Raw genomic sequence first — 26,544 nt, forward strand, 5'->3', positions numbered from 1 at the left:
GCGCAAGGGCGAGATCCTGGGCCTGTTCGGGCTAGTGGGCGCGGGGCGTACCGAGTTGTTTCGCCTGCTCAGTGGGTTAGAGCGCGCCAGTGCCGGCAGCCTGGAATTGTGCGGGCAAGCGCTGCAACTGCGCTCACCCCGCGACGCCATCGCCGCCGGGGTATTGCTGTGCCCGGAGGACCGCAAGAAAGAGGGCATCATCCCGCTGGGCAGCGTCGCTGAAAACATCAACATCAGCGCCCGTGGCGCCCATTCCACCTTTGGCTGGCTGTTGCGCGAAGGCTGGGAGAAAGGTAACGCCGACCGGCAGATCCAGGCGATGCGGGTCAAAACGCCGAACGCAGCGCAGAAGATCATGTACCTGTCCGGCGGCAACCAACAGAAAGCCATCCTTGGCCGCTGGTTGTCGATGCCGATGAAGGTGTTGCTGCTCGACGAACCCACTCGCGGTATCGACATCGGCGCCAAGTCGGAGATCTACCAGATCATCCATAACCTGGCGGCCAGCGGCATTGCGGTGATCGTGGTGTCCAGCGACCTGATGGAGGTGATGGGCATTGCCGACCGCATCCTGGTGATGAGTGAAGGCGCCTTGACCGGTGAGTTACCCCGCGCCCAAGCGGATGAAGCGCGCCTGCTGCAACTGGCGCTGCCACAGTCGCGGGCTTGAACAAGAACAAGAGGGTTTGGCTATGTCTCAGGTAAAAACAGCAAAGGGCTTCTGGCCGGGTTTCAATCAGCGCAAATTTCTCGATGATTGGGTGATGCTTTTGGCGGCGCTGGGCATTTTTGTGCTCAGCGCGGTGTTCATCGATAACTTCCTGTCTCCGTTGAACATGCGCGGCCTCGGTCTGGCGATTTCCACCGTGGGCATCGCCGCCTGCACCATGCTGTTTTGCCTGGCGTCGGGGCACTTCGACTTGTCGGTGGGTTCGGTGATCGCCTGTGCCGGGGTGGTGGCGGGCATCGTGATGCGCGACACCGACAGCGTGGCACTCGGCGTGTCGGCAGCCTTGGCCATGGGCCTGGTGGTGGGGCTGATCAACGGCATCGTGATTGCCAAGCTGCGCATCAACGCGTTGATTGCCACCCTGGCAACCATGCAGATCGTGCGCGGCCTGGCCTACATCTTCTCCAACGGCAAGGCGGTGGGGGTGATGAATGAAGGGTTCTTCGTGTTCGGCAACGGCCAACTGCTGGGCGTGCCGGTGCCGATCATCATCACCGTGCTGTGCTTTGTGTTCTTTGGCTGGCTGCTCAATTACACCACCTACGGGCGCAACACCATGGCCATTGGCGGCAACCAGGAAGCCGCGTTGCTGGCGGGGGTGAATGTCGATCGCACCAAGATCATCATCTTTGCCGTGCACGGTTTGATCGGCGCCTTGGCCGGGGTGATCCTCGCCTCACGCATGACCTCGGGCCAGCCGATGATTGGCCAGGGTTTCGAGCTGACGGTGATTTCGGCGTGCGTGCTGGGCGGCGTGTCGTTGAGCGGCGGGATCGGCATGATCCGCCATGTGATTGCCGGGGTGTTGATTCTGGCGATCATCGAGAATGCGATGAACCTGAAGAACATCGATACCTTTTACCAGTATGTGATTCGTGGCTCGATCCTGTTGCTGGCGGTGATAATCGACCGCATGAAACAACGCTGATGTTCACCCTGTGAAGATCAAACTGTGGGAGCAGGCAAGCCAGCTCCCACCTTGGATCTCCTGTGTTCAGGAGGGCCGTATTTGCCATAATGCCCCCGCTTTCATACTTATAGGCCCGATATGCAGGAAAACGCCCACACCCCCGTCAAAGACGCCGCCCCCACCGGCACCCAGACCCTGTTGCGCGGCCTGGGCGTGGTGCAAGCGGTGGCGGCCGGTGCGCGGGATCTCAAGGAGATCGCCCGGCGCATCGGCACCACGCGCAGCACGACACACCGCCTGGCCAGTTGCCTGGTAGACGAGCGCTACCTGCGCGTGGTGCCCCAGGTCGGTTATCTGCTGGGGCCCAAGCTGATCGAGTTGGGGTTCCAGGCCCGTGAAGAATTGCCCTTGGTGAACCTGGCGGTGCCGTACCTGGACGAGTTGTCGGCGCTGACCGGCGACACCATTCACCTGGCGATTCGTGAATACGACGAGGTGCTTTACCTGCACAAGAACCCCGGCCGCAACGGCCCGGAAATGCGCTCGCGGGTCGGCCATCGTATGCCGCTGGCGCGCACCGGTATCGGCAAGGCGTTGATGCTCGATGATTCACCGCAGGAGTGGCAGCGCTTGTACGAGGCGAGCTTGCCGACGGCGGGCAAAAGCCTGCAATGGCCGCAGCACCCGGAGCAATCCTGGGCGCAGTTCGAACAGCGCATGCATGAGTATGTGGAGGGGGGCTACGCGTTCGACCTGGAAGACAACGAGCCTTCGATCCGCTGCGTGGCGGCACCGGTGCGCGATGCCAGCGGGCGCATTGTCGCCGGCATCAGCATCGCCAGTACGGTGCCCTACATGCCGCTGGAGAAAATGGCCGAGCTGATCCCTGTGATCAAACAGGTCGCAGCCCGGCTGTCAGCGGAGTTGGGCGCCAAAGCCTGATCAGGCTTTCAGGCTCGCCATGTCGATGACAAAGCGGTACTTCACGTCACCGGCGATCATGCGCGTATAAGCCTCGTTGATCTGGCGAATGTCGAGCATCTCGATGTCGCAGGTAATGCCATGCTCGGCGCAGAAATCCAGGACTTCCTGGGTTTCGGCAATGCCGCCGATCAGCGAACCGGCCAACACTTTACGGCCCAGCACCAGCTTGGCGGCGTTGACGGGCGGGTCCACCGGCTCGATCAGGCCGACCAGGATATGCACGCCGTCAAAGCGCAGCACATCGAGGTAGGGGTTCAGGTCGTGCTGCACCGGGATGGTGTCCAGCAGGAAATCGAAGTACCCCGCAGCAGCTTTCATCTGCTCGGCATCGGTGGACACGATCACATGGTCGGCGCCCTGGCGACGGCCTTCCTCGGCCTTGCTGGCCGAACGGGTGAACAGCGTGACTTCGGCGCCCATGGCCTTGGCGAACTTGATGCCCATATGGCCCAGGCCGCCCATGCCGAGGATCCCGACTTTATCGCCGGCCTTTACGCCGTAGTGCTTGAGTGGCGAGTAGGTGGTGATGCCTGCGCACAGGATCGGCGCAGCGCTGGCCAGGTCAAGCTTGGCCGGGATCTTCACCACAAAGTGTTCACTGACCACGATGCTGTCGGAATAGCCGCCCATGGTGTTGCTGCCATCCACGCGGTCCGGCGTGGCGTAGGTCATGGTCGGGCCTTCGAGGCAATACTGCTCAAGGTCTGATTGGCAGGCTTGGCAGTGACGGCACGAGTCCACCATGCAGCCTACGCCCACCAGGTCGCCGACTTTATGCGCGGTCACGTTGGCGCCGACCGCAGTGACCTTGCCGACAATCTCGTGGCCCGGCATCAGCGGGTACACGGCAATGCCCCATTCGTTGCGCGCCTGGTGGATGTCGGAGTGGCACACGCCGCAGTAGAGAATCTCGATGGCTACGTCATCGACGCGCGGGCTGCGGCGTTCAAATGACATCGGGGCGAGGGGCGTGGTGGCCGACTGGGCGGCGTAACCGATGGCGGTGTACATAGTAAACCTCACAAAAGCTTGGACTGCAGAGGCGGCAAAGTCTGCGCGCCGGCCCCTGGCGCGAACATGGCAATTGCTCCGAGTCTCATGCCTATTCGTCCGGCAGTGCCTGAGGTTTGGATATATTGGCCGCCAGACCTGCGATGATGCTGTCATCCCTCATTCGCGAAGTTTTTTGCCATGCTGTTGACCCGCCATTTGGACGCCAATGCCACGCTGGTTGCCTTGATCGAAGGGCTCACGCCCCGCGATGGTTTTTCCCCGACTCACCTGCCCGGCGTGCAGGTGCTGCGCGCCAGTTGCGATGTGGCGCGTGGGCCGCAGATCTATGAGCCAAGCCTGATGTTCGTGGCTCAGGGCAGCAAGGTCGCCTACCTTGGCCCGCGCACCCTGGAGTATGGCGCCGGGCATTACCTGATCCAGGCCATGCCGGTGCCGTTCGAATGCGAGACCTTTGCCATGGCCCCCGAGGCGCCGCTGTATGGCGTCACGGTAGGCATCGACCGCGTGGTGTTGGGCGAGCTGGTGATTGCCATGGGCATGCAGGCCGGGCCGCCGCCGACCGCGCAGACCTTGGAGTCGATGAGTTCGGTGGTGCTGGACGATGCGATGCGCGGCTGCGTCGAGCGGTTGTTGCAGTGCCTGCACGATCCGCTGGAAAGCCGGATCATGGGGCCTGCGCGGGTGCGCGAATTGTTGTTCACCGCCTTGCGCGGGCCCCAGGCTGATGTGTTGCGTGCGCTGGTGGAACAGCAGGGGCAGTTTTCGCGCATCGCCACCTCATTGAATCACCTGCATGCCCATTACGCCGAGCCGCTGAATATCGAGACGTTGGCCGGATTTGCGCACATGAGTGCCTCGACCTTTCATGAGCATTTCAAACGCTGCACCTTATTGTCACCGGTGCAGTACCTCAAGCGCTTGCGGTTATTGAAGGCCCAGCAGTTGTTGCTGGTGGAAGGCATGAGTGTGGCGCAGGCGGCGCACAAGGTGGGGTACCAGAGTACGTCGCAGTTCAGTCGGGAATACAAACGCTACTTCCTGCGCAACCCGGGCGAAGAGCGGGCGGCCTGACACCCCACGGTCTGTGTGGGAGCTGGCTTGCCTGCGATAGCGGTGTGTCAGCCATACATTTGGCACCTGAAGACCGCCATCGCAGGCAAGCCAGCTCCCACATTTTGATCGATGTCGCCCACAAAAAAGGCTCCCATCTCGGGAGCCTTTTTTGGCCAAACGAACGACTTACATATTCGGGTAAGTCGGCCCGCCCGCACCTTCCGGCGTCACCCAGGTGATGTTTTGCGAAGGGTCCTTGATGTCACAGGTCTTGCAGTGCACGCAGTTCTGGGCGTTGATCTGGAAGCGCTTCTCGCCGTCTTCCTTGGTCACCACTTCATACACGCCAGCCGGGCAGTAGCGCTGCGCCGGTTCATCGTAGAGCGGCAGGTTGGTGCCGATCGGGATGCTTGGGTCCTTGAGCTTCAAGTGGCACGGCTGCTCTTCTTCATGGTTGGTACCGGAGATGAACACCGAGCTCAGCTTGTCGAAGCTCAACTTGCCGTCGGGTTTGGGGTAGTCGATCTTCTGGCTGTCTTTGGCCAGCTTCAGGCAGGCGTAGTCCGGCTTGGTGTCGTGCAGAGTGAAAGGAATCTTGCCGCCGAAAATGTTCTGGTCGAGCCAGTTGAAACCGCCGCCGATGATTGCGCCGAACTTGTGCACGGCCGGGCCGAAGTTGCGGCTGGCGAACAGTTCTTCGTACAGCCAGCTGGCTTTGAAGCTGTCGACATAGGTGGTCAGTTCGTCGCCGCCTTCAGATTCGGCGAACAGGCGGTCGGCCACGGCGTCGGCGGCGAGCATGCCGGACTTCATCGCGGTGTGGCTGCCTTTGATCTTGGCAAAGTTGAGGGTGCCCAGGTCGCAACCGATCAGCGCGCCGCCCTTGAAGACCATTTTCGGCAGCGAGTTCAGGCCACCTTTGCAGATCGCGCGAGCGCCGTAGCTGATGCGCTTGCCGCCTTCCAGGTACTGGGCCAGCACCGGGTGATGCTTGAGGCGCTGGAATTCATCGAACGGCGACAGGAAGGTGTTGCTGTAGGACAGGTCGACGATCAGGCCGACCACCACTTGGTTGTTTTCCAGGTGATAAAGGAACGAGCCACCGGTGTTCTCGTTACCCATGATATCCAGCGGCCAACCGGCGGTGTGCACCACCAGGCCCGGCTGGTGCTTGGCAGGGTCGATTTCCCAGATTTCCTTCAGGCCGATGCCGTAGTGCTGGGCGTCGGCGTCGCTGTCCAGGTTGAAGCGCTGGATCAGTTGCTTGCCGATGTGGCCACGGCAACCTTCGGCGAACAGCGTGTACTTGCCACGCAGCTCCATGCCTGGGGTGTATAGGCCGTCTTTTGGCTTGCCTTCACGGTCAACGCCGAGGTCGCCGGTGATGATCCCGCGTACCACGCCGTTCTCGTCGAACAGCGCTTCCTGTGCGGCGAAGCCTGGGTAGATTTCCACGCCCAGGTTCTCGGCCTGCTGGGCCAGCCAGCGGCACAGGTTGCCCAGGGAAATGATGTAGTTGCCTTCGTTGTGCATGGTCTTGGGCACAAAGAAGTCGGGCACCTTGGTGGAGGCTTCCGGGCTGCGCAGCACATAGATGTCGTCGCGCACCACCGGTGTGTTGAGCGGGGCGCCGAGTGCTTTCCAGTCCGGGAACAGTTCATTCAGGGCGCGTGGTTCAAACACGGCACCGGAGAGGATATGGGCGCCGACTTCGGAGCCTTTCTCGACCACGCAGACGCTGATTTCCTTACCGGCTTCGGCGGCCTTCTGCTTCAGTCGGCAGGCGGCAGACAGGCCCGCCGGGCCAGCGCCGACGATGACCACGTCGAATTCCATGTATTCGCGTTCCACAGGCTATCTCCTACTCAAGGCTCAACAGGCTTTTTTTTCTAATGGGTGGAGGTTCGGTGTGGTTCTGCGCGAAGGCAGCACCCACCTGTCTCTCTAGGTGGCGCATTATATATAGACCACTGACAGCGTCCAATACAAACGTTTGTTTGAATTGCCTGCAGCCTAGATAAATCAAAGCAACGGGGCTTATGACTGACCATTTTGCCGTATTGACCAGAATAGGCGTTCCGGTCAAGATACGGTCGGTTTTGCGCTTCCCGTAGGCAGACTGCAGGTTTCAAGAGCACGTCCAAAGACAGGCCGAAGGCAATAAAGGTGATGCGCACCCAAACGTTGGGGCGCAGTTTACACGCCGCGATAAAGAATGACCTCTCAGTCACCACTGACGAACGGTCGTCATTTCCCGTGTGCAAGGCCACTGCCGAGGTCTTTGGAGGTGCCCTTGTGTGCCGATGAGCATCAACCGCCAGGTTCGCCTAGGCGACTTTCTTTTCACCGGAGAGTAACGAGGAATCCATGAAGGTTCTTGTAGCTGTCAAACGCGTTGTCGATTACAACGTGAAAGTTCGCGTCAAGGCGGACAATTCCGGCGTCGACCTTGCTAACGTCAAGATGTCGATGAACCCTTTCTGCGAAATCGCTGTGGAAGAAGCCGTACGCCTGAAAGAGAAAGGCGTGGCGACGGAGATCGTCGTGGTGTCCATCGGCCCGACCACTGCCCAAGAGCAGTTGCGTACCGCTCTGGCCCTGGGCGCCGACCGCGCCATTCTGGTGGAGTCCGCTGAAGAGCTGACCTCCCTGGCCGTTGCCAAGCTGCTCAAGGCCGTTGTCGACAAGGAACAGCCACAACTGGTGATCCTTGGCAAACAGGCCATCGACAGCGACAACAACCAGACTGGCCAGATGCTGGCTGCACTGACCGGTTACGGCCAGGGCACCTTCGCTTCGAAAGTCGAAGTGAGCGGCGACAGCGTTGCGGTCACCCGTGAAATCGACGGCGGCGCGCAGACGGTTTCCCTGAAACTGCCGGCCATCGTCACCACCGACCTGCGTTTGAACGAGCCGCGTTATGCGTCCCTGCCAAACATCATGAAAGCTAAGAAGAAGCCTCTCGAGACGCTGACTCCGGATGCTTTGGGCGTTTCCACCGCCTCTACCAACAAGACCGTCAAAGTCCAAGCGCCGGCTGCACGCAGCGCGGGCATCAAGGTCAAGTCGGTGGCTGAACTGGTCGAGAAACTGAAAAACGAAGCGAAGGTGATCTGATCATGACTATCCTCGTAATCGCCGAACACGATAACAAGGTGCTGGCTCCGGCCACCCTGAACACCGTGGCCGCCGCCGCTAAAATCGGTGGCGACATCCACGTCCTGGTAGCAGGGCAGGGCGCTGGCGCCGTGGTTGAAGCCGCTGCGAAAATCGCGGGCGTGAGCAAAGTCCTGAACGCTGACAATGCCGCTTACGCGCATCAGCTGCCGGAAAACGTTGCACCACTGGTTGCAGAGTTGGGTAAGAGCTACAGCCACATCCTGGCTGCCGCCACCTCCAACGGCAAAAACATCCTGCCACGCGTTGCCGCGCAGCTGGACGTTGACCAGATCTCCGAGATTATCTCGGTAGAAAGCGCCGACACCTTCACGCGCCCGATCTACGCCGGTAACGCCATCGCTACCGTACAGTCCAACGCTTCGGTCAAGGTCATCACCGTGCGCGCCACCGGTTTCGACCCGGTTGCCGCCGAAGGTGGCTCGGCTGCCGTTGAAGCCGTCTCCGCTGCCCACGACGCTGGCACTTCCAGCTTCGTCGGCGAAGAGCTGGCCAAGTCGGACCGTCCTGAACTGACCGCTGCCAAGATCGTCGTCTCGGGCGGTCGTGGCATGCAAAACGGTGACAACTTCAAGCACCTGTACGCCCTGGCTGACAAGCTGGGCGCTGCGGTCGGCGCTTCCCGCGCAGCCGTTGACGCAGGTTTTGTACCCAACGACATGCAGGTCGGCCAGACCGGCAAGATCGTGGCGCCACAGCTGTACATCGCCGTCGGTATCTCCGGCGCGATCCAGCACCTGGCTGGTATGAAAGACTCCAAAGTGATCGTAGCGATCAACAAGGACGAAGAAGCGCCGATCTTCCAGGTTGCCGATTATGGCCTGGTAGCGGACTTGTTCGAAGCCGTACCTGAGTTGGAGAAGCTGGTCTAATCCAGCCACTTCACTTATAAAGAGCCCGGTCTTATGACCGGGTTTTTTTTTACTGATCGGGAGAGTCTTGCCATGGAACTGCGCCCCTGGGCCTTACTGTTGGGCCTTACGCTGCTGCCGAGCCTGACGCTCGCCGCCGGCAAGTGCGAGCGCCTGGTGATCACCGGCAGCCCGGACGCGCCGCCATTACTCTGGCGTGACCCCCAGGACCCTACGCACCTGATCGGCGCCACCGCTGACGTGCTGCAACAAGTGGGCAAGGACCTGGGGCTGAAAATCGACCTGCTCTACGGCGGCAAATGCTCCCTGGCCCTGGAGGAAGCGCGTAGCGGGCGCATGGACATCCTCGCCGACGCACCGCTGAACCTGGGCGAGCTGGACCACTTCGACTACATCCATCCAGCGCTGATGCAGACCGACTACCTGGTATGGACGCGCAAGGATTCCGCCCTGGTCTATTCCACCGCCGCCGATTTGCACGGCCACAAAGGCGCAGTCTCGGAGCGTGCGCGCTTGAGCGCCGAGTTCGAGACCTTCGCCGGCCAGCAACTCAACCTGCAACGTCTGCCCAACTTGACGCCGGCCTTTCAGAAGCTGCTGTTGGGTGAGGTGGACTACGTGCTGGCTGGGCGCTATTCCGGCATGGCCATGGCCCAGACTCTGGGCATGAGTAATGACCTGGTGGCTCATGATGTGCCTGTCGATCAGCCTGGCCTGTACTTGGCGATTTCCCACAACTCGGCCTGCAATGATCCTTGGCTGCGCGGACAGCTGACGAAAAAGATGACAGAATTGCCCGCCTCCGGTGTCGCGCAAGCCGCGCTGCAGCGCAATCTGGAGCGCTGGAAGGCGCAATTGCAACAACCTGTCGGCACCCCAACAAAGTAGGGATTTACAGTGATTTTTCGAGCTCTTTTCGCGGCCCTCGCCGTTGTTGCGCTGGCAGGATGTGCAACCGATCCTGCGCCGATCGAACAAATGCGCCTGACCCAGCAAGCCTTGGAACAAGCCACTGCGGTCGGGGCCAACACCGATGAATCCCCCGAACTGAAACTGGCCGAAGAAAAATTCGCCCGGGCCAAGGGCAACATGGCCGACCAATCCTACAAGCGAGCGCGTATGCGCGCCGAGCAGGCGGAGCTGGACGCGCGCCTGGCCGAAGCCAAAGTGCTGACCGGTAAGAGCCAGGAACAATTGAACGTGCTCAATACCCGTATCACTCGCCTGCGTAAGCAGCTGCAGTTGGGAGAGGCACAATGAGCCCGATGATCCGTGGTTTGAGTTGTGTACTGCTGCTGGGCAGCGTGGCCTTGGGCGGCTGTGCCAGCCAACCCACCAGCGAGCAGGCGTTGCAGCAGGCTGGCGATGACTTTCAGAAGGTCAAGGAAGACGCCAACGTGCTGCGCTTCGCGCCCAAAGACGTGATCCGCGCCGGCGAGTCCCTGGCTCGCGCAGACCGCCTGTCCAGCTACTGGGGCAGCGGCGCCGATGTGGTGCATTACGCCTACCTGAGCCAGCGTTACAGCGCCATTGCCCGAGAGCACACCCAGCAGGGCCTGAATGCCGAGCGCGGTACCCAACTGGAACTGGAGCGTCAGCGCCTGCAACTGGCCTTGCGCGAAAACAAGCTGGCCAGCGTGCAACAGCAGGGCAAGTGGGTTGAAGCGCAGATCGCCAGCCTCACCACCCAGACCGACCGTGGCTTGGTGATGACCCTGGGGGACGTACTGTTCGACACCGGCGAAGCTGAACTGCAGAACTCGGCCAATCGCACAGTGCTCAAGATCGTGCAATTCCTGCAACTGAACCCCAAGCGTCGGGTGCGCGTCGAGGGCTACACCGACAACACCGGTGGCGAGCAGGAAAACCTGAAACTGTCCCGCGACCGTGCTCAATCGGTGGCCGATCTGTTGATGGACCTGGGTATCGATGACAAGCGCATTGAGGTCGAGGGCTATGGCGACCAATACCCGGTGGAAGCCAATGCCTCCGAGCGTGGTCGTGCGCAGAACCGCCGGGTTGAAATTGTGTTCTCTGACGAGAAGGGCCAATTGGGCGCAGCACGCTAACATCCAGAACCGGATCAAATGTGGGAGGGGGCTTGCCCCCGATAGCGGTTGTTCAGTTGGTACATCCTTGACTGACACACCGCAATCGGGGGCAAGCCCCCTCCCACATTTTTTTGTGCTCTATGAATGCTGTCCCAGCCCCCTTACAGTTTTTACTGTCACTCCCGCCCGCGCTCGACTATTGTGGCAACTGTCCCCGTACACTTCTAAACTGTGCCGGTATGTTTCACACAAAAATAAAATACCCGTGAAATCGAGTGCTGCGTCATGACCAATCTGTTGCTTTACCAACGTATTGCCCAGCAACTGGCTGAGGACATCCGGCGCGGTGTCTATCAACCAGGGGAGCGCGTGCCGTCGGTGCGCAAGATGAGCTCCCAGCTCAATGTGAGCCATGCCACTGTGCTGCAGGCCTACGCCAACCTGGAAGACCAGGGGCTGATCCGGGCGCGGCCGCAGTCGGGCTATTACGTGCACCAGACGCCAGCACTCACGGCGCCTACGCCAGATATCGCACGGGTCGAGCGCCCAGGGTTGGTCACCCGTAGCAGCATCATCCAGCAGGTGCTGGTCGAGTCGCGCCGTGAAGGGGTGTTTCCGTTGGGCGCGGCGGTGCCGAGTGTCGACTACCTGCCGGTGCGGGCACTGCATCAGCAATTGGCCAAGGTCACACGCTTCCAGAGCCCACGGGCGTTCAGCTACATGTTCAGCCCTGGCTTTGAACCCCTGCGGCGCCAGGTGGCGATCCGCATGCGCGACGCGGGCGTGGTAGTGGACCCTTCCGAAGTGGTGATCACCCACGGCTGTGTCGATGCATTGCAGATGTCGTTGCGCGTACTGACGCGCCCTGGCGACCTGATCGCGGCTGAATCACCCACCTATTACGGCTTGCTGCAATTGGCTGATCTGCTGGGCCTCAAGGTGATCGAGATCCCTAGCGACCCCGCTACAGGCATGAGCCTGGAAGCCCTGCAACTGGCCGCCAACCAATGGTCGATCAAGGCGCTGGTGTTGACCACACGCCTGAGTAATCCGCTGGGCGGCACCATGCCGGAGGAGCGGCAGAAACAGTTGCTGCGCCTGGCGTCGGACTTCGATATCCAGATCGTCGAAGATGACATTTACGGCGAGTTGATGTTCGAACTTGGCCGCACCAAAGCCCTCAAGGCCTACGACCGCCTCGACCGCGTGATCTATTGCTCAAGCTTTTCTAAAACCCTGTCGCCGGGCGTGCGCATTGGTTGGATGATTGCCGGCAAGTACCAGCAGGAAATCCAGCGCCTGCAGATGTTCAGCACGCATTCTGCTTGCAGCGTCACGCAGATGGGCGTCGCGGCCTATCTGGAAAACGGTGGCTACGACCGTCATTTGCGCTACATCCGCCAGGAATACCGCAAGAACCTCAGCGCTTTCCAACTGGCGGTGCAGCAATACTTTCCCGAGGGCACCCAGATGACCCGCCCGACCGGCGGCTTTATCTTGTGGGTCAGTTTGCCGGGGCGGGTCAATACCCAGGAGCTGCATGTGCGTGCCCTGCAACAAGGCATTAGCATCGCACCGGGGCTGATCTTCAGTAATACCGAACAGTTCAACCACTGTATTCGTCTCAATTGCGGCACGCCGTGGAACCGCGAGGCAGAGCGGGCCCTGATGACCCTGGGAATGCTTGCCAGCCAGTTATGCCAAGAGGCCGCAGCGGGTTTTTGAGGCGTGTAAAGAGGACAAGGCTGATCTGTGCCCTTGTCATGCCGCGCACAACAAGCGAGCATATGGCCTTCTGCCGTTAATGCTGTTGGCGATATGACTTCTATTTTTCGCGTTACATGGATGATTGGTCTGCTGGGCCTGTGCAATGTGGGCAGCGTGCTGGCTGCAGCGCCGGTGGCTGATGGCAAGCCTGCCGTCAGTGCCGAGCAAAAGACCTCAGCCAAGCAGACAACCCCTGCGAAAAAAGCCCCCGCGGCACAAAAGAAGGCCGCCTCGACCAAAAAGCGTGCCCCCGTGGCGAGCAAGTCCAAGTCGGCCCGTGAAGTCGCCCAGACCAAACTACCACCGGCACAGTTGGACCTGTCCCTGCCTTCGGACATGGTCAGGCACTTACAACCCATCGGCACCATGCCCAAGCCCAAGAGCGTGCCCTTGCTGCCGCCGATGTTTGGCGAAAAGCCCACCGACAACAGCGCGTTCCAGATCAACGGCCGCTTGCTCAGCAACGAGATGAAGCTGCAACTGCGTAACGAAGAGCGCCGTGATGTTGAAGGCGCTGCGCTGGATTTCGAATTCAAGCAATAAACTTTCGGACCAGAGGTGACCCAGGTTGCCGACCATCTGTCGCAGACTGGTGGGTCACTTTTGTTTTGTGCGAAAAACCTCTGTTGGGCCATTTTAAAACGGCTGTTTAAGAGCGTACTCTAGCCCGGCCATCCCTATTGAGTCGTCGAGGACCTGCTGGTCATGAAATGCCGTGAAGGCTGTGGCGCATGCTGCATTGCCCCCTCCATCAGTTCGCCACTACCCGGAATGCCCCAGGGCAAACCCGCCGGCGTTCGCTGCGTGCACCTGTCGGTGGAACAACTGTGCCAGTTGTTCGGTCAGCCGCAGCGGCCCGCCGTGTGCAGTGATTTCAAGGCGGATATCGAAGTCTGTGGCAACGACCAGGCCGATGCCATCCGGCTGATCGGCTGGTGGGAGCAGATGACGGCGGCTTGATGGGCTTTACTATCGGAACTTCAACAATAAGGAATACAACGATGGGTTCGCTGAAACGAGTGGCTGTGCTGTGCGGTTTTACGCTGTTGTTTGCGGCCACTGCCCAGGCTGAGGATTGGCAAGTCGCCAAGGATGAAGACGGTATCAAGGTGTCCCTGAGCGAGATTGCCGGTTCCAAGTACAAGGCGTATCGCGGTGTGACGGTGATCAAGGCGCCTTTGGCCAAGGTCCAGGCGCTGCAGGAAGATGTGGTCGGTGCTTGCGCATGGATCCATGAGTGCAAATCCCAGAAACTCGTCGACAAGAAAGGCGACGAGGCCTGGACCTATACCCAGTTCAAGGCGCCGTTCCCCGTGACGGACCGCGACTCGTACATCCACGTCACCACCAGCAAAGCCGCTGACGGCACCGTCACGCGCAAACTGGAAGGTGTGCCGACCTACAAGCCTGAAGCAAAAGGCTACGTGCGGGTCGCCCAGGTAGAGGGGTTCTGGAAACTGGTGCCAAAGGGCGATAACCAGACCGAAGTCACCTACCAGGTACACACCGAGCCAGGTGGCAGCGTACCTTCGTGGTTGGCCAACAAGTTCGTGGTGGACGCACCGTTCAACACCTTGAAAGCCTTGAAAGATCACGCTGAAAAATAAGTGCAGTTAATCCGGTGCCTCCGGGCTTGAGCGGAACGTTTTGCGCGCCGCCAAGGTCCAGATATGTGTAAGCCCACCTATGGGTTTTATCGAGGAGGCACCGATGCAAACGTGGCAAATTACCTTCGTTGATGATCACGGTGAAAAGTCCGTGCAGCAGTTCACCTGCGAACAAAAGCCCAGCCTCGAAGACGCTGCGCATATGATTCGTGCGAAGCTGGTGCCGATTGCTGCCGAACTCGATCTCAATGACCTGGAAGGCCGTAAACCCGAGCCGACGGTCAAGATTCTCAAAGACCAGAACAGTATCCAGATTCTCGATATTTCTCCCTCCGTCTAAACATTTTTCACACGCCACACGAGCACCTCTGGTGGAGGTGATAGCTTCGCGCTACTCTGCAATCGAGATCAGCGAATGAATCGCTAAGGTCTGGTCTTGTCAGCTACATGCTTGTTTTCCTGCGGTGTTGTTATGCCGTGGTGCCCGCGCCAGCAGGGCGCGGGGCTTCAGGAAGCACGGAAAGTCTATCCATCGGTTTGAGGAGGACGTTTCATGAGCACAGCCTATCAAGAAGACATCAGCACCAACGTATTGCGCCGCATGAAAGAAGGCGGCTTTGATTTCTCGCGTTTTCACCCCATCGAGTTCTACGCCATTTTCCCGGATGAGGAACGGGCGCGCAGGGCCGCGGGTCGATTTCGTGGGGAGTCCCTCAATGCCCAGGTCAGCGCGCGCGACGATGGCGCCTGGTACCTGGAACTGAGCAAAATCATGTTCGCAACCTACGACGGCATAGGAGATTTCGAGCAAGACTTTGAGGCAGTGGTGGAGCCCCTGGGTGGGATTATCGAGGGATGGGGCGTCAAGCAGGAGGTGCGTGGGTTACCCATGTAGTTGGTATTTATGAGCAGCACAGCGTATCGGCTGACCTTTGGGTCGGCCGATTTTGTTTGGGCGGCCGTGGCAGGTGAACCGCCGTTTTACGCGCAAAAAAAAGCCACCCAAATAGGGTGGCGGAAAGGGAAGTTCGAGGAGGTAGATCAGTACACGAAGTAACACCATATCGCTTGCACAAAAGGTTTAGCTGTAGGACATCTCCTGTTCAGCCGATGGAGGTGATTATCCGCAGTGCCAGCCGCGCAGTGAAATCAACTCTGACTATGCTGTTGATAGCCAAAGACCGCATTGCAATGAAGCGCACGGCTTGACCCAGGCAATTGCGCGCACCAGGACGGTGCGGCGCCTCCGCTTGGATTATTCAAGCGATTGATTATTAAGTGTTTATGCCGCTGGCACGGGCCTTGCGAAGGTTCTTGCGTCCGGGTGACAAGGAGTACGGCATGATCCGCACTTATTACGATGAAATGTACGATGGGGCAGGGCAGGTTCGCCCCCATTACCGCGAGTTCGCCCGTTGGCTGGCCGACACCCCTGCCGAACTGCTGGCCCAGCGCCGGCGTGAAGCCGATTTGCTGTTCCACCGCGCCGGCATCACCTTCACCCTCTACGGGGACGAACAAGGCACCGAGCGCCTGATCCCCTTTGACACCATCCCCCGCAGCATTCCGGCGAGTGAATGGCGGATCGTCGAGCGCGGCTGCATCCAGCGGGTCAAGGCGCTGAACCTGTTCCTCGCCGACCTGTACCACGACCAACGCATCATCAAGGCCGGCATCATTCCTGCCGAACAGGTACTGGCCAACGAGCAATATCAATTGGCAATGCAGGGCCTGGACTTGCACCGCGACATCTATTCGCACATCTCCGGGGTCGACCTCGTACGCGATGGCGACGGCACGTACTACGTGCTTGAAGACAACCTGCGCACGCCCAGCGGTGTGAGCTACATGCTCGAAGACCGCAAGATGATGATGCGTCTGTTCCCCGAACTGTTCGCGGCCCAGCGCATCGCACCCATCGACCATTACCCCAACCTGCTGCTCGACACCCTCAAAAGCGCCAGCCCCCTGGATAACCCCAGTGTGGTGGTGCTGACGCCCGGGCGTTTCAACAGCGCGTTCTTCGAACATGCCTTTCTGGCCCGGGAAATGGGCGTGGAGTTGGTCGAAGGCGCAGATTTGTTCGTGCGCGATGACCGTGTATTCATGCGCACCACCGACGGGCCCAAGGCTGTCGATGTGATCTACCGTCGCCTCGATGATGCATTTCTCGACCCCTTGGCATTCAACCCCGACTCCATGCTCGGTGTGCCCGGCCTGCTCGCCGCCTATCGCTGCGGCAATGTGGTGCTGGCCAATGCCATTGGCACCGGCGTCGCGGACGACAAATCGGTTTACCCGTTCGTCACTGAAATGATCCGCTTCTACCTCGACGAAGAGCCGATCCTGCAGAACGTTCCGACTTTTCAATGCCGTAAGCCTGACGAGTTGTCCCACGTACTGGCCAACCTGCCCGATCTGGTGGTCAAAGAAACCCAAGGCTCCGGTGGCTACGGCATGTTGGTCGGCCCTGCGTCTACAACCGCAGAAATCGAAGCGTTCCGGGCGCGTATCAAGGCTAAGCCACACGCTTATATCGCGCAGCCGACCCTGTGTTTATCCACGTGCCCGACCTTTGTCGAAAACGGCATCGCCCCACGTCACATAGACCTGCGCCCCTTCGTGTTGTCCGGCAAGGACACCCGCGTGGTACCGGGTGGCCTGACCCGCGTGGCGCTGCGCGAAGGCTCGTTGGTGGTCAACTCGTCCCAGGGCGGCGGAACCAAAGACACCTGGGTGGTCGAGGACTGATGCCATGTTGAGTAGAACTGCCTCGGATTTGTACTGGATGTCGCGCTACCTGGAACGCGCCGAAAACCTCGCGCGCATGCTCGATGTCAGCTATTCGCTGTCGCTGATGCCCCAGGACGGGCGCGGCGATGGCCTGCACGAATTGGCCATGCCGCTGTTGATCACCGGCACCCTGGAGGATTACCACGCGCGCCATGGCCCCTTGCACGCTGAACGCTTGCTGCACTTTTTTGCCCTGGACGCGGCCAACCCGGCGAGCATCTATAGCTGCCTGGGCGCGGCGCGGGCCAGCGCCCATGCGGTACGTGGGCGAATCACCGCCGACATGTGGGAAAACATCAACGCCACCTGGCTGGACATTCGCGATATCGCCCAGCAGGGGCTGAGCCACTACGGCATGAGCCGGTTTTGTGAGTGGGTCAAGGAGCGTTCCCACCTGTTCCGCGGGGCCACTTACGGCACCATCATGCGCAACGATGCCTTCCGCTTTATTCGCTTGGGCACCTTCATTGAGCGCGCCGATAACACCCTGCGCCTGCTGGATGCCCGCTACGAAATGGCCGGCGACCAGGCTGCAGCGGTCAGCGATGGCACGGCCCACGCGTATTACCAATGGAGTGCGTTGCTGCGTGCGCTGTCATCGTTCGAGGCCTATACCGAGATTTATCGCGATGCACCGGGGGCTCGGCAAGTGGCCGAGCTGCTGCTGTTACGCGCCGATGTGCCGCGTTCGCTGCGCGCTTGCAGCGAAGAGATCGACCAGATCCTCGCCAGCCTGCCCGGCATCAACGGCCGCCCGGCCCAGCGCCTGGCCGCCGAGATGGATGCGCGCCTGCGCTTTACCGCCATCGACGAAATCCTCGAGGAAGGCCTGCATGCCTGGCTGACCGACTTTATCCCCTTGGTCCGCCATTTGGGCGACGCCATCTACAGTTCCTACCTGGAGGCGGCATGAGACTCTCCATCAGCCACGACACCACCTATCACTACGAAGACCAGGTGCGCGCCAGCATCCAGTACCTGCGCCTGACACCCCATGACAGCGAGCGCCAGCACGTGCTGAGCTGGCAACTCGACCTGCCACGCCCGGTGCGGGCCCAGGTGGACCCCTTCGGTAATATCTTGCATGTGCTCACCCTGGACGAGCCCCATGACGCCATCATCATTGGCGCCCGGGGCGTGGTGGAAATCGATGAATTGCGCGAGGCCGAACACGAAAGCCAGTCAGCTTTTCCGTTCCTGCGCTCTACGCGCCTCACCGAGCCCGACGACGCCCTGCGCGGCTTTGCCGAGCAACACTGCCATCAGCGTCGCGACCGCACCGCGCTTATCGACTTGATGCAGGCGCTTAACCACACCATGGTCTACACCCCTGGCGCGACCGACGTCGATACCTGCGCCGCCCAGGCCTTTGCAGGTGCCGCTGGGGTGTGCCAGGACCACACCCATGCGTTCCTGGCCTGCGCACGCAGCCTGGGGATCCCCGCGCGGTATGTGTCGGGGTATTTGTACACCGAAGACAGCGCGCACCTGGCCAGCCATGCCTGGGCCGAAGCCTGGCTGGATGACGCCTGGTACAGCTTTGACGTGACCAACCAACTGGCCCGGCCGGAGCGGCACTTGAAGCTGGCCGTGGGCCTGGACTATCTCGATGCCTGCCCGGTACGCGGCATGCGCCGTGGTGGTGGGCATGAGCAGATGCACGCCAAGGTATTCGTGGCGCCTCAGCAATGATCGCCCCCGCGCTCTGCGTTGCTTGATCGTTCCCACGCTCTGCGTGGGAATGCAGCCGAGGACGCTCCGCGTCCCAAAGCGTGACGCAGAGCATCACAAGAGGCGTTCCCACGCGGAGCGTGGGAACGATCGATACAGCGCAGGCTCAAGGTTGCAGTTTGCGGCCCGCCATATGCCGCAGATACCCCACCAGCAAATCCAACTCATTGTCTGGCAATACACTGGCTGTAAACGCCGGCATCTTCGCCTGTGGCCAATGCCTCAGGCTTTGCGGGTCGCGGATGTAACGCTTGAGGAAATCGCCGCTGAAATACTCGGTGGGGTTGAAGGGCACATTCAGGTCCGGGCCCATCTGGGCATCACCGCCGCCATTGAGGCGGTGGCACGCCAGGCAGTTCTTCTGGAACAACGCAAAGCCCTGGTTGATCGGGTCGTTCGCCGCCAGTTTCGGGTCGGGCAATAGCGCCGGGAAACGCTCGCCAACCGTCTGCAACTGCTTGAATTTTGAGACTTGGAACGGCCACTGTTCGGGGCTGATATGCCCGGCTTGAGGGTTGGTCCAGACCAGATAGAACGGCCCGGCGCTGGGCTTGCCCTGTGCCAACGGTGGCCATGGATGGGCCGGGTCTTCCACGGCCAACCAGGCGCGGGCGCCGTTTTTTTCCAGCAACGGCGCGGCGGCAAGTTCGGCGGCAAAACCATCAAGGGCAACGGCTTGCAGGTGGTTCGCAGGCTTAAGGCCCGGTAAGAGCGCCGCCAGGGGCACTGCACGGTAGGTCATCGTGCGCTTGTAGGACACATCATCGATGATCTGCACCGTTTGAGCGTCGGGGTGCTTGAGCAACTCGGCGGTCTGCCAGGTCTTTTGGCTGTGGTCCAGCTCGATGGTCAAGGGTGCCGCCGCCGCAGGCAGGCTCAACAGCAGGGCAAAAAAGGCGAGGATCGGTTTCAAGGCACAGGCCCGTTGCGAGAGAGTGAGGGCGCACACGATAACGGAAAACGGCAGGTAAAAAGACAGCCCCTGCAACAGGCGCGCTAAGCGCAATGTCCTGGCAGGTGCTGCCAAAAGCGGCTGGCCTGGTGCGGTGTGAGCACGGAAGCTGGGAGTGTCACCCAATAACCTTGGGTAAATTGGGCAAGATCAGAATCAGGGTGGTGGCGAACAGAATAAGTCCCGCCTGACGTACTTTCGATTGTTTGAACATGGCTGACTGCCTTTTCTTTTGTTGTTATTCCTGAGCGTCAAATGCGTGCCGTTGTATCCAGTATCGCGAGGTGACGTTGCACTTTTCTTACAGCTGCTCCAGCAAAACCCGGCAGCAGCGTCTTACAGGTTCAACCTTAGAGCGCCCGTTCTTTCTGGCTTAGACCCATTTCATATCAGCTAATAATTATTTGCGCTAAAAACGGCATGAGGCTTATTGCCATCTTGGCGCCAACCCTAGGGCTAGACCGCTAAAACGATTAATCAGGGTTTTCCCATAGGGACCTACCGTTCGTCCGAGCGAGGGGGTCAAAAGCAATGAGCGCATCCGTCATTGAAACCGTGTCAATCGGGCCTAAGGTAGGGGCACACACCCACAGCGGTTCGAGGATGTCATGACCCAAGCTTTGATTTTTGATGCGATACGCACGCCCCGGGGTAAAGGCAAGGCCGACGGTGCCCTGCACAGCGTCAAACCGGTAAACCTGGTGGCTGGCTTGCTCACGGCGTTGGCGCAGCGCAGCGACCTCGACACCCGCCAAGTGGATGACATCGTCCTGGGCTGCGTCACACCGGTGGGCGACCAAGGCGCCGATATCGCCAAGACCGCCGCGCTGGTGGCGGACTGGGACATCAGTGTGGCCGGTGTGCAGGTCAATCGCTTCTGCGCTTCAGGCCTGGAAGCGGTGAACCTGGGGGCAATGAAGGTGCGTTCCGGCTTCGAAGACCTGGTGGTGGTCGGCGGCGTCGAATCCATGTCCCGCGTACCCATGGGCAGCGATGGCGGCGCCTGGGTGCTCGACCCGCAAACCAATATGCACAGCCACTTCACGCCCCAAGGCATTGGCGCCGACCTGATCGCCACACTGGAAGGCTTCACGCGCCAGGATGTCGACAGCTTCGCCCTACAGTCCCAGCAGAAAGCCGCCAGGGCGCGGGCAGACGGTTCCTTCAATAAGTCGCTGATCGCGGTGCACGATCAGAACGGCATCGTGCTGCTGGACCATGACGAATTTATCCGTGGCGACTCAACCCTCGAGGGCTTGGGCAAGCTCAAGCCCAGCTTCGAAATGATGGGCCAGATGGGCTTCGATGCCACCGCGCTGCGGGTCTACAGCCACGTGGAGCGCATCCACCATGTGCACACGCCGGGCAACAGCTCCGGGATCGTGGACGGCGCCGCGCTGATGTTGATCGGCTCCGAGGCCAAGGGCCGCGAGCTGGGCCTGCAACCACGGGCGCGCATTGTCGCCACGGCGGTGACCAGCACCGACCCGACCATCATGCTCACCGGCCCCGCGCCGGCCACTCGCAAGGCGCTGGCCAAGGCCGGCCTGCGGGTTGAAGACATCGACCTGTTCGAAGTCAACGAAGCCTTTGCTTCGGTGGTGCTCAAGTTCATCAAGGACATGGGCATCGACGCCGCACGGGTCAATGTCAACGGCGGCTCCATCGCCATGGGCCACCCCTTGGGCGCCACTGGCTGCGCGATCCTCGGCACCTTGCTCGACGAGCTGGAGGTGCGCCAGCAACGCTACGGCCTGGCCACCTTGTGTGTCGGCGGTGGCATGGGTATCGCCACCATTATCGAACGCCTCTGAGCCTAAGGAATTTGTCATGACCGATGCCATTCGTTACGAAAAAGGCCAGGACCAGATCGTGGTGCTGACCCTCGACATGCCCGGCCAGAGCGCCAACACCATGAACGCTGCCTACCGCGAAGCCATGGCGGCCACCCTCACGCGCCTGGAAGCGGAAAAGAACGAGATCGCCGGGGTGGTGATCACCTCGGCCAAGAAAACCTTTTTTGCCGGCGGCGACCTCAATGAGCTGATCAAGGTCGACAAAGCCCAGGCCAAGGCGTTCTACGACAGTGTGTTGGTGTTGAAAGCGCAGTTGCGCCGCCTGGAAACCCTCGGCAAACCGGTGGTGGCTGCGATCAATGGCGCGGCCCTGGGCGGTGGGTGGGAGATTTGCCTGGCCTGCCACCACCGGGTTGCGCTGGACGACAAGTCAGTGCAACTGGGTTTGCCGGAAGTGACCCTTGGCCTGTTGCCAGGGGGCGGCGGCGTGGTGCGGATGGTGCGCATGCTTGGCCTGGAAAAAGCCTTGCCGTATTTGCTCGAAGGTAAAAAAGTCCGGCCTGCCCAGGCCCTGCAAGCGGGCTTGATTGATGAGGTGGCGGCGGATCGCGAGGCATTGCTGGCACAGGCCCGTGCCTGGGTTCTGGCTAATCCCGAAGTCAGGCAACCCTGGGACAACAAGGGCTACGCGATCCCCGGCGGCACGCCGTCCCACCCTAAAGTCGCGCAGATGCTCGCCATTGCGCCGTCGATTTTGCGCAGCAAGACCCAGGGCTGCTTCCCCGCGCCGGAGAAAATTCTTTGTGCCGCCGTCGAGGGCGCCCAAGTGGACTTCGATACCGCGCACCTGATCGAAACCCGCTATTTCACCGAACTGGTGACCGGGCAAGTGGCAAAAAACATGATCGGCACCTTCTGGTTCCAGCTCAACCAAATCAATGCCGGCAGCTCACGCCCCCAGGGCTATGCGCCCTACGTCACGCGTAAGGTCGGTGTGCTCGGCGCCGGGATGATGGGCGCGGGCATCGCCTATGTCAGTGCCTGTGCGGGTATCGAGGTGGTGCTCAAAGACATCACCCTGGCCGCCGCCGAAAAAGGCAAAGCCCATTCGGCTGCACTGCTGGACAAGAAGGTCAGCCGTGGGCAACTGACCGCCGAACAGCGCGAAACCACCCTGGCGCGCATTCATCCTACGCAGGATGACGCCGACCTGGCCGGCTGCGACCTGATTATCGAGGCCGTGTTCGAAGACCGCGCACTCAAGGCCAAGGTCTCGGCTGCGGCGCAAAACGTGGTGGGGGCCGACGCGGTGATCGCCTCCAACACCTCCACCTTGCCCATCAGCGGCCTGGCCACGGCGGTGCCCGATCAAGCCAAGTTCATCGGCCTGCACTTCTTCAGCCCCGTGGACAAGATGCCCCTGGTGGAAATCATCAAGGGCGCGCGCACCAGCGACGAAACCCTGGCCCGAGGGTTTGACTTCGTACTGCAAATCAAGAAAACCCCGATTGTGGTCAACGACAGTCGCGGCTTTTTCACCTCGCGGGTATTCGGCACCTTTACCAACGAAGGCATCGCCATGCTCGGCGAAGGCGTGGCTGCGCCGATGATCGAGACCGAAGCGCGCAAGGCCGGGATGCCAGTGGGGCCGTTGGCGGTGTCCGATGAAGTGTCCCTGAGCCTGATGAGCCATATCCGACAGCAAACGGCCAAGGACCTGCAGGCCGAAGGCAAGGCCATGCCGAACCATCCTGCGACGGCGGTGATTGATCTGTTGGTCAACGAATACAAGCGCACGGGCAAGGCGGCCGGCGCTGGTTTTTACGACTATCCCGCTGGCGGCCAGAAGCACTTGTGGCCTGAGCTGAAAACCCGCTTTGAACAGCCTGGCAAGCAAATCTCACCTAAGGACGTGCGCGACCGCTTGCTGTTTATCCAAGCCATCGAAACCGTGCGTTGCGTGGAGGAAGGCGTGTTGATGTCCACGGCGGACGCCAACGTTGGTTCCATCTTCGGCATCGGCTTTGCCGCGTGGAGTGGCGGCGCGTTGCAGTTTATCAACCAGTACGGGCTGAACGACTTCATCGCCCGCGCCCGCTACCTCGCCGAGGAGTACGGGGAGCGCTTCTCGCCGCCGGCGTTGTTGCTGGAAAAAGCCGCAAAAGGCGCGCTGTTTTAGAAGTTTCACTGTAGGAGCGAGCTTGCTCGCGAAGAACGCACAGGCAACGCTTTTATCCAGGATACCTGCGTTATCGTTGACGTTTTTCGCGAGCAAGCTCGCTCCTACAGTGTGTGTGGGTGCCCATTGAGGGCTTGCTTTGGGGGGGTATTTCAGGGCAGGCTCTGGGTGTGCAATATTCCCATCGCCGTGTCAGGTATTTTTTATGTCGCTACGCGTCTGCATCCTGGAAACCGATATTCTGCGTCCCGCTTTGATCGATGAGTACCAAGGCTATGGGCAGATGTTCAAGCGCCTGTTCGCCAAGCAACCGATTGCCGCCGAGTTTGTGGTCTACAACGTGGTGCAGGGCGAGTACCCACCGGATGACGAGGTGTTTGACGCGTACCTGATCACCGGCAGTAAGGCCGATTCGTTCGGAACCGACCCTTGGATCCAGACGCTCAAGACCTACCTGCTCACGCGTTATGAGCGCGGCGACAAGCTGCTGGGCGTGTGCTTCGGCCATCAGTTGCTCGCGCTGCTCTTGGGCGGCAAGGCCGAACGTGCCAGCCAGGGCTGGGGCATGGGCACCCACGCTTACAAGCTGGATGCCAAGACGCCATGGATGAGTCCTGAGGTGCCGGAACTGACGCTATTGATCAGTCACCAGGATCAAGTCACCACTTTGCCGGACAATGCCACCGTGATCGCCTCGAGCGAATTCTGCCCGTTTGCCGCGTATCACATTGGCGACCAAGTGCTGTGCTTCCAGGGCCATCCGGAGTTTGTTCACGACTATTCCCGTGAGTTGCTGGAAATACTTCAGACAACCCTGGGTGAAAAGGTCTACAGCAACGGCGTGGCCAGCCTGGAGCGCGACCACCACGGCGTGACCGTGGCGGAGTGGATGATGCGCTTTGTGGCGCACCAGCCTGAAGCCAAGGCTTAAAGCCAGCCCGAACGCTTGAAGCTGGCCCATAAACCGGTACAGCCCAAGGTAATAAAACCGAGCACCGCAAAATAGCCGTAGTGCCATTGCAGCTCGGGCATGTTCTGGAAGTTCATCCCGTAAATCCCCGCCACCGCCGTGGGGAACGCCAGGATCGCCGCCCACGCGGCGAACTTGCGCTGCACCACGCTCTGGCGCGACGCCTCCAGCAACACACCGATCTCGATGGTCTGGCTGGCAATGTCGCGCAGGGTGGTGAGGTCTTCCATTTGCCGCGTCACGTGGATTTGCACATCACGGAAATACGGGCGCATGTTCTTGTCGATAAACGGGAAGCTCAGCTTCTGCAACTCCTGGCTGATCTCCACCATTGGCGCCACGTGCCGCTTGAGCCGTAACACATCGCGGCGCAGGCCGTGGAGGTGCTGGATATCGCGCTCGTTGAGCGAACTGCACAGCACGTTACGCTCCAACTCATCAATCTCGGCGTGGATCGCCTCGCTCACCGGCTGGTAGTTTTCAGTGACAAAATCCAGCAACGCATAGAGTACGAAATCTTCCCCATGCTCCAGCAACAACGGGCGCGCCTCACAGCGTTGGCGCACAAAGCCGTAGGACGCCGAGTGACCGTTGCGTGCGGTGATGATGTAGCCGTTGCCGGCAAAAATATGGGTTTCGATAAACTCCAGCTTGCCGTTCTCGCGCACCGGTGAGTAGGTGACGATAAACAGCGCGTCGCCGAAGGTTTCCAGCTTCGGGCGGCTGTGTTTTTCCATGGCGTCTTCAATCGCCAGCTCGTGCAGGTTGAACTGGCGTTGCAGGTTGTTCAGTTCCTGGGCGCTGGGTTCTTCCAGGCCGATCCACACAAAGTGCCCAGGTTTGGCGGCCCAGGCCGCGCCTTCATCGAGAGTAATATCCGAGACTTTCTTACCGGCGCTGTAAACGGCAGCCGCAACAACTCTACCCATGGTGCTGATCACTTCTTATCAAGAGGACAGATGTTGGGCAGCTTAGCCTGAATGGCGTTCCGTTGTTGCTGGCTGATATCACTGATCGTTCCCACGCTCTGCGTGGGAATGCCGCCCGTGACGCTCCGCGTCACCCTAAGCGTGCGCCTACGCGCGTTGCAGTTCGCGATCCATCTGTGCAATGCACTCATCCATCTGCGTCTGACACGTCAGCAGCAACTGAGGGATGTCATCCACCGTCAACCCACAGGTAGGAATCGGCGGCAACGAGCGTATCAGCACACTGCCGCTGGCCCAGCGATTGAGCTTCATCTGCGTCACGTAATTGCTGACACACACCTGCACGATAGGCACACCGGCCGCAATCGCCATATGAAACGCGCCTTTTTTGAACGGCAACAACCCTTTGCCCAGGTTGCGCGTACCTTCCGGGAACACCCAGATCGACGTGTCCTTATGCTGCAAGGTATGCGTGGTGGTCAGCATCGCCCGCCGCGCCTTGTGTGCATTGCCACGGTCGATCAGCACATTGCCAGCCAGCCAGAACAACTGGCCGAACAGCGGTACCCATTTCAGGCTCTTCTTGGCGATGCATACGGTGCGGTGCGGCACCACATTGCCGAGTACAAACAGATCGTAGTTGGACTGATGGTTGGCGATCACCACGCAGGTACCGGGCTTGTTGCGCAGCGAGTCGACGTCGGCCTTCACGTTCAAGCCCAGGATCCGCATGGCTGGCAACGCATAGAGGCGAGCGCAGAGACGGCTGTTGTCCGGATTGAACGGCCGGCACACACCGACCAGCACACCCAGCACGCCGGCGATCATAAAATGCAGGCCCATCAACAACATACGCAACAGAAAAAGCATCGACACGGCCCATCGGGACAAAAGGTGGCGCAGTGTACGGATGTGCACTGTATTCGGCAATTGCCCCTACAGACGTAGGAGATAGCCGATGTTTAAGCGCATGTTTCCACATGGGCCGATAACGGCTAACTAGAGCGGTTATGGAAGTTTCACATTCAT

The 26,544-nt window shown here is 60.2% G+C and carries 26 protein-coding genes; 21 read left to right on the forward strand and 5 right to left on the reverse strand.

Annotated elements, in window-relative coordinates; genetic code table 11:
- The 3 genes from QK296_RS04435 to QK296_RS04445 form a co-directional block, all read left to right on the forward strand.
- The coding region (locus QK296_RS04435; protein WP_282390643.1) for an ATP-binding cassette domain-containing protein at positions 1-670 on the forward strand (670 nt) is incomplete at its 5' end.
- Between the two features lie 22 nt (positions 671-692).
- On the forward strand, positions 693-1,658 hold the full coding sequence (gene araH / locus QK296_RS04440) for an L-arabinose ABC transporter permease AraH (RefSeq protein WP_003193489.1): 966 nt from the start codon (positions 693-695) through the stop codon (positions 1,656-1,658).
- Positions 1,659-1,778: 120 nt separating this feature from the next.
- Positions 1,779-2,582, forward strand: a complete 804-nt coding sequence (locus QK296_RS04445; RefSeq protein WP_003193487.1) for an IclR family transcriptional regulator — start codon at positions 1,779-1,781, stop codon at positions 2,580-2,582.
- On the opposite strand, the gene QK296_RS04450 is transcribed toward QK296_RS04445, so the two are convergent.
- The gene (locus tag QK296_RS04450; RefSeq protein ID WP_282390644.1) at positions 2,583-3,635 is read right to left on the reverse strand and encodes an NAD(P)-dependent alcohol dehydrogenase; all 1,053 of its coding nucleotides are present in this window, start codon (positions 3,633-3,635) and stop codon (positions 2,583-2,585) included. It abuts the gene before it with no gap.
- Between the two features lie 180 nt (positions 3,636-3,815).
- Here QK296_RS04450 and QK296_RS04455 point away from each other — a divergent pair, with 180 nt between their 5' ends.
- Positions 3,816-4,709, forward strand: coding sequence for an AraC family transcriptional regulator (locus QK296_RS04455; protein ID WP_003193483.1), 894 nt, complete (start codon positions 3,816-3,818; stop codon positions 4,707-4,709).
- Positions 4,710-4,877: 168 nt separating this feature from the next.
- On the opposite strand, the gene QK296_RS04460 is transcribed toward QK296_RS04455, so the two are convergent.
- On the reverse strand, positions 4,878-6,542 hold the full coding sequence (locus QK296_RS04460) for an electron transfer flavoprotein-ubiquinone oxidoreductase (RefSeq protein WP_003193481.1): 1,665 nt from the start codon (positions 6,540-6,542) through the stop codon (positions 4,878-4,880).
- Between the two features lie 516 nt (positions 6,543-7,058).
- On the opposite strand from QK296_RS04460, the gene QK296_RS04465 reads away from it, so the two are divergent.
- The 14 genes from QK296_RS04465 (at position 7,059) to QK296_RS04530 (ending at position 18,650) form a co-directional block, all read left to right on the forward strand.
- The gene (locus QK296_RS04465; protein ID WP_003193480.1) at positions 7,059-7,808 is read left to right on the forward strand and encodes an electron transfer flavoprotein subunit beta/FixA family protein; all 750 of its coding nucleotides are present in this window, start codon (positions 7,059-7,061) and stop codon (positions 7,806-7,808) included.
- A gap of 2 nt (positions 7,809-7,810) precedes the next feature.
- A complete protein-coding gene (locus QK296_RS04470) occupies positions 7,811-8,740 on the forward strand; it encodes an FAD-binding protein (protein WP_003193478.1) in 930 nt (309 codons plus the stop codon).
- 72 nt (positions 8,741-8,812) lie between these two features.
- On the forward strand, positions 8,813-9,628 hold the full coding sequence (locus tag QK296_RS04475; RefSeq protein WP_282390645.1) for a transporter substrate-binding domain-containing protein: 816 nt from the start codon (positions 8,813-8,815) through the stop codon (positions 9,626-9,628).
- A 9-nt stretch (positions 9,629-9,637) separates the two neighbouring features.
- Positions 9,638-10,000, forward strand: a complete 363-nt coding sequence (locus QK296_RS04480; RefSeq protein WP_003193475.1) for a DUF4398 domain-containing protein — start codon at positions 9,638-9,640, stop codon at positions 9,998-10,000.
- Entirely contained in the window at positions 9,997-10,809 is an 813-nt protein-coding gene (locus QK296_RS04485; protein ID WP_003193474.1) for an OmpA family protein, read from the forward strand. The genes QK296_RS04480 and QK296_RS04485 overlap by 4 nt, the downstream gene beginning before the upstream one ends.
- Before the next feature lie 267 nt (positions 10,810-11,076).
- Positions 11,077-12,516: a PLP-dependent aminotransferase family protein gene (locus tag QK296_RS04490; RefSeq protein ID WP_003193472.1), complete on the forward strand. Its 1,440-nt coding sequence runs from the start codon at positions 11,077-11,079 to the stop codon at positions 12,514-12,516.
- 93 nt (positions 12,517-12,609) lie between these two features.
- Positions 12,610-13,101, forward strand: coding sequence for a translation initiation factor 2 (locus tag QK296_RS04495; RefSeq protein ID WP_282390646.1), 492 nt, complete (start codon positions 12,610-12,612; stop codon positions 13,099-13,101).
- Positions 13,102-13,263: 162 nt separating this feature from the next.
- Positions 13,264-13,518, forward strand: coding sequence for a YkgJ family cysteine cluster protein (locus QK296_RS04500; RefSeq protein WP_034126753.1), 255 nt, complete (start codon positions 13,264-13,266; stop codon positions 13,516-13,518).
- Between the two features lie 41 nt (positions 13,519-13,559).
- Positions 13,560-14,165: an START domain-containing protein gene (locus QK296_RS04505; RefSeq protein WP_003193467.1), complete on the forward strand. Its 606-nt coding sequence runs from the start codon at positions 13,560-13,562 to the stop codon at positions 14,163-14,165.
- A gap of 103 nt (positions 14,166-14,268) precedes the next feature.
- Positions 14,269-14,505 (forward strand): hypothetical protein, encoded by a 237-nt coding sequence (locus QK296_RS04510; RefSeq protein ID WP_014719530.1) that lies wholly within the window; start codon positions 14,269-14,271, stop codon positions 14,503-14,505.
- Positions 14,506-14,718: 213 nt separating this feature from the next.
- Positions 14,719-15,060 (forward strand): ribonuclease E inhibitor RraB, encoded by a 342-nt coding sequence (locus QK296_RS04515; protein WP_003193463.1) that lies wholly within the window; start codon positions 14,719-14,721, stop codon positions 15,058-15,060.
- A 446-nt stretch (positions 15,061-15,506) separates the two neighbouring features.
- Positions 15,507-16,916 (forward strand): circularly permuted type 2 ATP-grasp protein, encoded by a 1,410-nt coding sequence (locus QK296_RS04520; RefSeq protein ID WP_003193461.1) that lies wholly within the window; start codon positions 15,507-15,509, stop codon positions 16,914-16,916.
- Positions 16,917-16,920: 4 nt separating this feature from the next.
- Positions 16,921-17,871 (forward strand): alpha-E domain-containing protein, encoded by a 951-nt coding sequence (locus QK296_RS04525; RefSeq protein WP_169856705.1) that lies wholly within the window; start codon positions 16,921-16,923, stop codon positions 17,869-17,871.
- Positions 17,868-18,650 carry a transglutaminase family protein gene (locus QK296_RS04530; RefSeq protein ID WP_281914723.1) on the forward strand — a complete coding sequence of 261 codons (783 nt, stop codon included), beginning with the start codon at positions 17,868-17,870 and terminating at the stop codon, positions 18,648-18,650. The genes QK296_RS04525 and QK296_RS04530 overlap by 4 nt, the downstream gene beginning before the upstream one ends.
- Before the next feature lie 145 nt (positions 18,651-18,795).
- Here QK296_RS04530 and QK296_RS04535 read toward each other — a convergent pair whose 3' ends face one another.
- On the reverse strand, positions 18,796-19,602 hold the full coding sequence (locus QK296_RS04535) for a cytochrome c (RefSeq protein ID WP_282390647.1): 807 nt from the start codon (positions 19,600-19,602) through the stop codon (positions 18,796-18,798).
- A 647-nt stretch (positions 19,603-20,249) separates the two neighbouring features.
- Here QK296_RS04535 and QK296_RS04540 point away from each other — a divergent pair.
- The 3 genes from QK296_RS04540 (at position 20,250) to QK296_RS04550 (ending at position 24,547) form a co-directional block, all read left to right on the forward strand.
- Positions 20,250-21,455, forward strand: coding sequence for an acetyl-CoA C-acetyltransferase (locus QK296_RS04540; RefSeq protein ID WP_003193454.1), 1,206 nt, complete (start codon positions 20,250-20,252; stop codon positions 21,453-21,455).
- Positions 21,456-21,471: 16 nt separating this feature from the next.
- A complete protein-coding gene (locus tag QK296_RS04545) occupies positions 21,472-23,616 on the forward strand; it encodes a 3-hydroxyacyl-CoA dehydrogenase NAD-binding domain-containing protein (protein WP_282390648.1) in 2,145 nt (714 codons plus the stop codon).
- 205 nt (positions 23,617-23,821) lie between these two features.
- Positions 23,822-24,547 carry an amidotransferase gene (locus QK296_RS04550; protein ID WP_003193450.1) on the forward strand — a complete coding sequence of 242 codons (726 nt, stop codon included), beginning with the start codon at positions 23,822-23,824 and terminating at the stop codon, positions 24,545-24,547.
- On the opposite strand, the gene QK296_RS04555 is transcribed toward QK296_RS04550, so the two are convergent.
- Complete coding sequence (locus QK296_RS04555; protein ID WP_003193449.1) at positions 24,544-25,515, reverse strand: magnesium and cobalt transport protein CorA; 972 nt, start codon at positions 25,513-25,515, stop codon at positions 24,544-24,546. The genes QK296_RS04550 and QK296_RS04555 overlap by 4 nt on opposite strands.
- Before the next feature lie 147 nt (positions 25,516-25,662).
- The gene (locus QK296_RS04560) at positions 25,663-26,385 is read right to left on the reverse strand and encodes a 1-acylglycerol-3-phosphate O-acyltransferase (protein ID WP_003193447.1); all 723 of its coding nucleotides are present in this window, start codon (positions 26,383-26,385) and stop codon (positions 25,663-25,665) included.
- Positions 26,386-26,544: the final 159 nt, after the last annotated feature.

This window comes from Pseudomonas sp. AL10, from assembly GCF_029960685.1.
In the GTDB taxonomy this organism is placed as follows: domain Bacteria; phylum Pseudomonadota; class Gammaproteobacteria; order Pseudomonadales; family Pseudomonadaceae; genus Aquipseudomonas; species Aquipseudomonas lactis.

What these genes read in the sequence shown, in the direction of transcription:
- QK296_RS04545 (WP_282390648.1), top strand. Translation starts at nt 21,472, where the DNA reads ATGACCGATGCCATTCGTTACGAAAAAGGCCAGGACCAGATCGTGGTG.
- QK296_RS04495 (WP_282390646.1), top strand. Translation starts at nt 12,610, where the DNA reads ATGACTTCTATTTTTCGCGTTACATGGATGATTGGTCTGCTGGGCCTG.
- QK296_RS04485 (WP_003193474.1), top strand. Translation starts at nt 9,997, where the DNA reads ATGAGCCCGATGATCCGTGGTTTGAGTTGTGTACTGCTGCTGGGCAGC.
- QK296_RS04455 (WP_003193483.1), top strand. Translation starts at nt 3,816, where the DNA reads ATGCTGTTGACCCGCCATTTGGACGCCAATGCCACGCTGGTTGCCTTG.
- QK296_RS04525 (WP_169856705.1), top strand. Translation starts at nt 16,921, where the DNA reads ATGTTGAGTAGAACTGCCTCGGATTTGTACTGGATGTCGCGCTACCTG.
- QK296_RS04475 (WP_282390645.1), top strand. Translation starts at nt 8,813, where the DNA reads ATGGAACTGCGCCCCTGGGCCTTACTGTTGGGCCTTACGCTGCTGCCG.
- QK296_RS04520 (WP_003193461.1), top strand. Translation starts at nt 15,507, where the DNA reads ATGATCCGCACTTATTACGATGAAATGTACGATGGGGCAGGGCAGGTT.
- araH (WP_003193489.1), top strand. Translation starts at nt 693, where the DNA reads ATGTCTCAGGTAAAAACAGCAAAGGGCTTCTGGCCGGGTTTCAATCAG.
- QK296_RS04470 (WP_003193478.1), top strand. Translation starts at nt 7,811, where the DNA reads ATGACTATCCTCGTAATCGCCGAACACGATAACAAGGTGCTGGCTCCG.
- QK296_RS04500 (WP_034126753.1), top strand. Translation starts at nt 13,264, where the DNA reads ATGAAATGCCGTGAAGGCTGTGGCGCATGCTGCATTGCCCCCTCCATC.
- QK296_RS04540 (WP_003193454.1), top strand. Translation starts at nt 20,250, where the DNA reads ATGACCCAAGCTTTGATTTTTGATGCGATACGCACGCCCCGGGGTAAA.
- QK296_RS04550 (WP_003193450.1), top strand. Translation starts at nt 23,822, where the DNA reads ATGTCGCTACGCGTCTGCATCCTGGAAACCGATATTCTGCGTCCCGCT.
- QK296_RS04510 (WP_014719530.1), top strand. Translation starts at nt 14,269, where the DNA reads ATGCAAACGTGGCAAATTACCTTCGTTGATGATCACGGTGAAAAGTCC.
- QK296_RS04530 (WP_281914723.1), top strand. Translation starts at nt 17,868, where the DNA reads ATGAGACTCTCCATCAGCCACGACACCACCTATCACTACGAAGACCAG.
- QK296_RS04490 (WP_003193472.1), top strand. Translation starts at nt 11,077, where the DNA reads ATGACCAATCTGTTGCTTTACCAACGTATTGCCCAGCAACTGGCTGAG.
- QK296_RS04555 (WP_003193449.1), bottom strand. Translation starts at nt 25,515, where the DNA reads ATGGGTAGAGTTGTTGCGGCTGCCGTTTACAGCGCCGGTAAGAAAGTC.
- QK296_RS04445 (WP_003193487.1), top strand. Translation starts at nt 1,779, where the DNA reads ATGCAGGAAAACGCCCACACCCCCGTCAAAGACGCCGCCCCCACCGGC.
- QK296_RS04450 (WP_282390644.1), bottom strand. Translation starts at nt 3,635, where the DNA reads ATGTACACCGCCATCGGTTACGCCGCCCAGTCGGCCACCACGCCCCTC.
- QK296_RS04560 (WP_003193447.1), bottom strand. Translation starts at nt 26,385, where the DNA reads ATGCTTTTTCTGTTGCGTATGTTGTTGATGGGCCTGCATTTTATGATC.
- QK296_RS04515 (WP_003193463.1), top strand. Translation starts at nt 14,719, where the DNA reads ATGAGCACAGCCTATCAAGAAGACATCAGCACCAACGTATTGCGCCGC.
- QK296_RS04465 (WP_003193480.1), top strand. Translation starts at nt 7,059, where the DNA reads ATGAAGGTTCTTGTAGCTGTCAAACGCGTTGTCGATTACAACGTGAAA.
- QK296_RS04505 (WP_003193467.1), top strand. Translation starts at nt 13,560, where the DNA reads ATGGGTTCGCTGAAACGAGTGGCTGTGCTGTGCGGTTTTACGCTGTTG.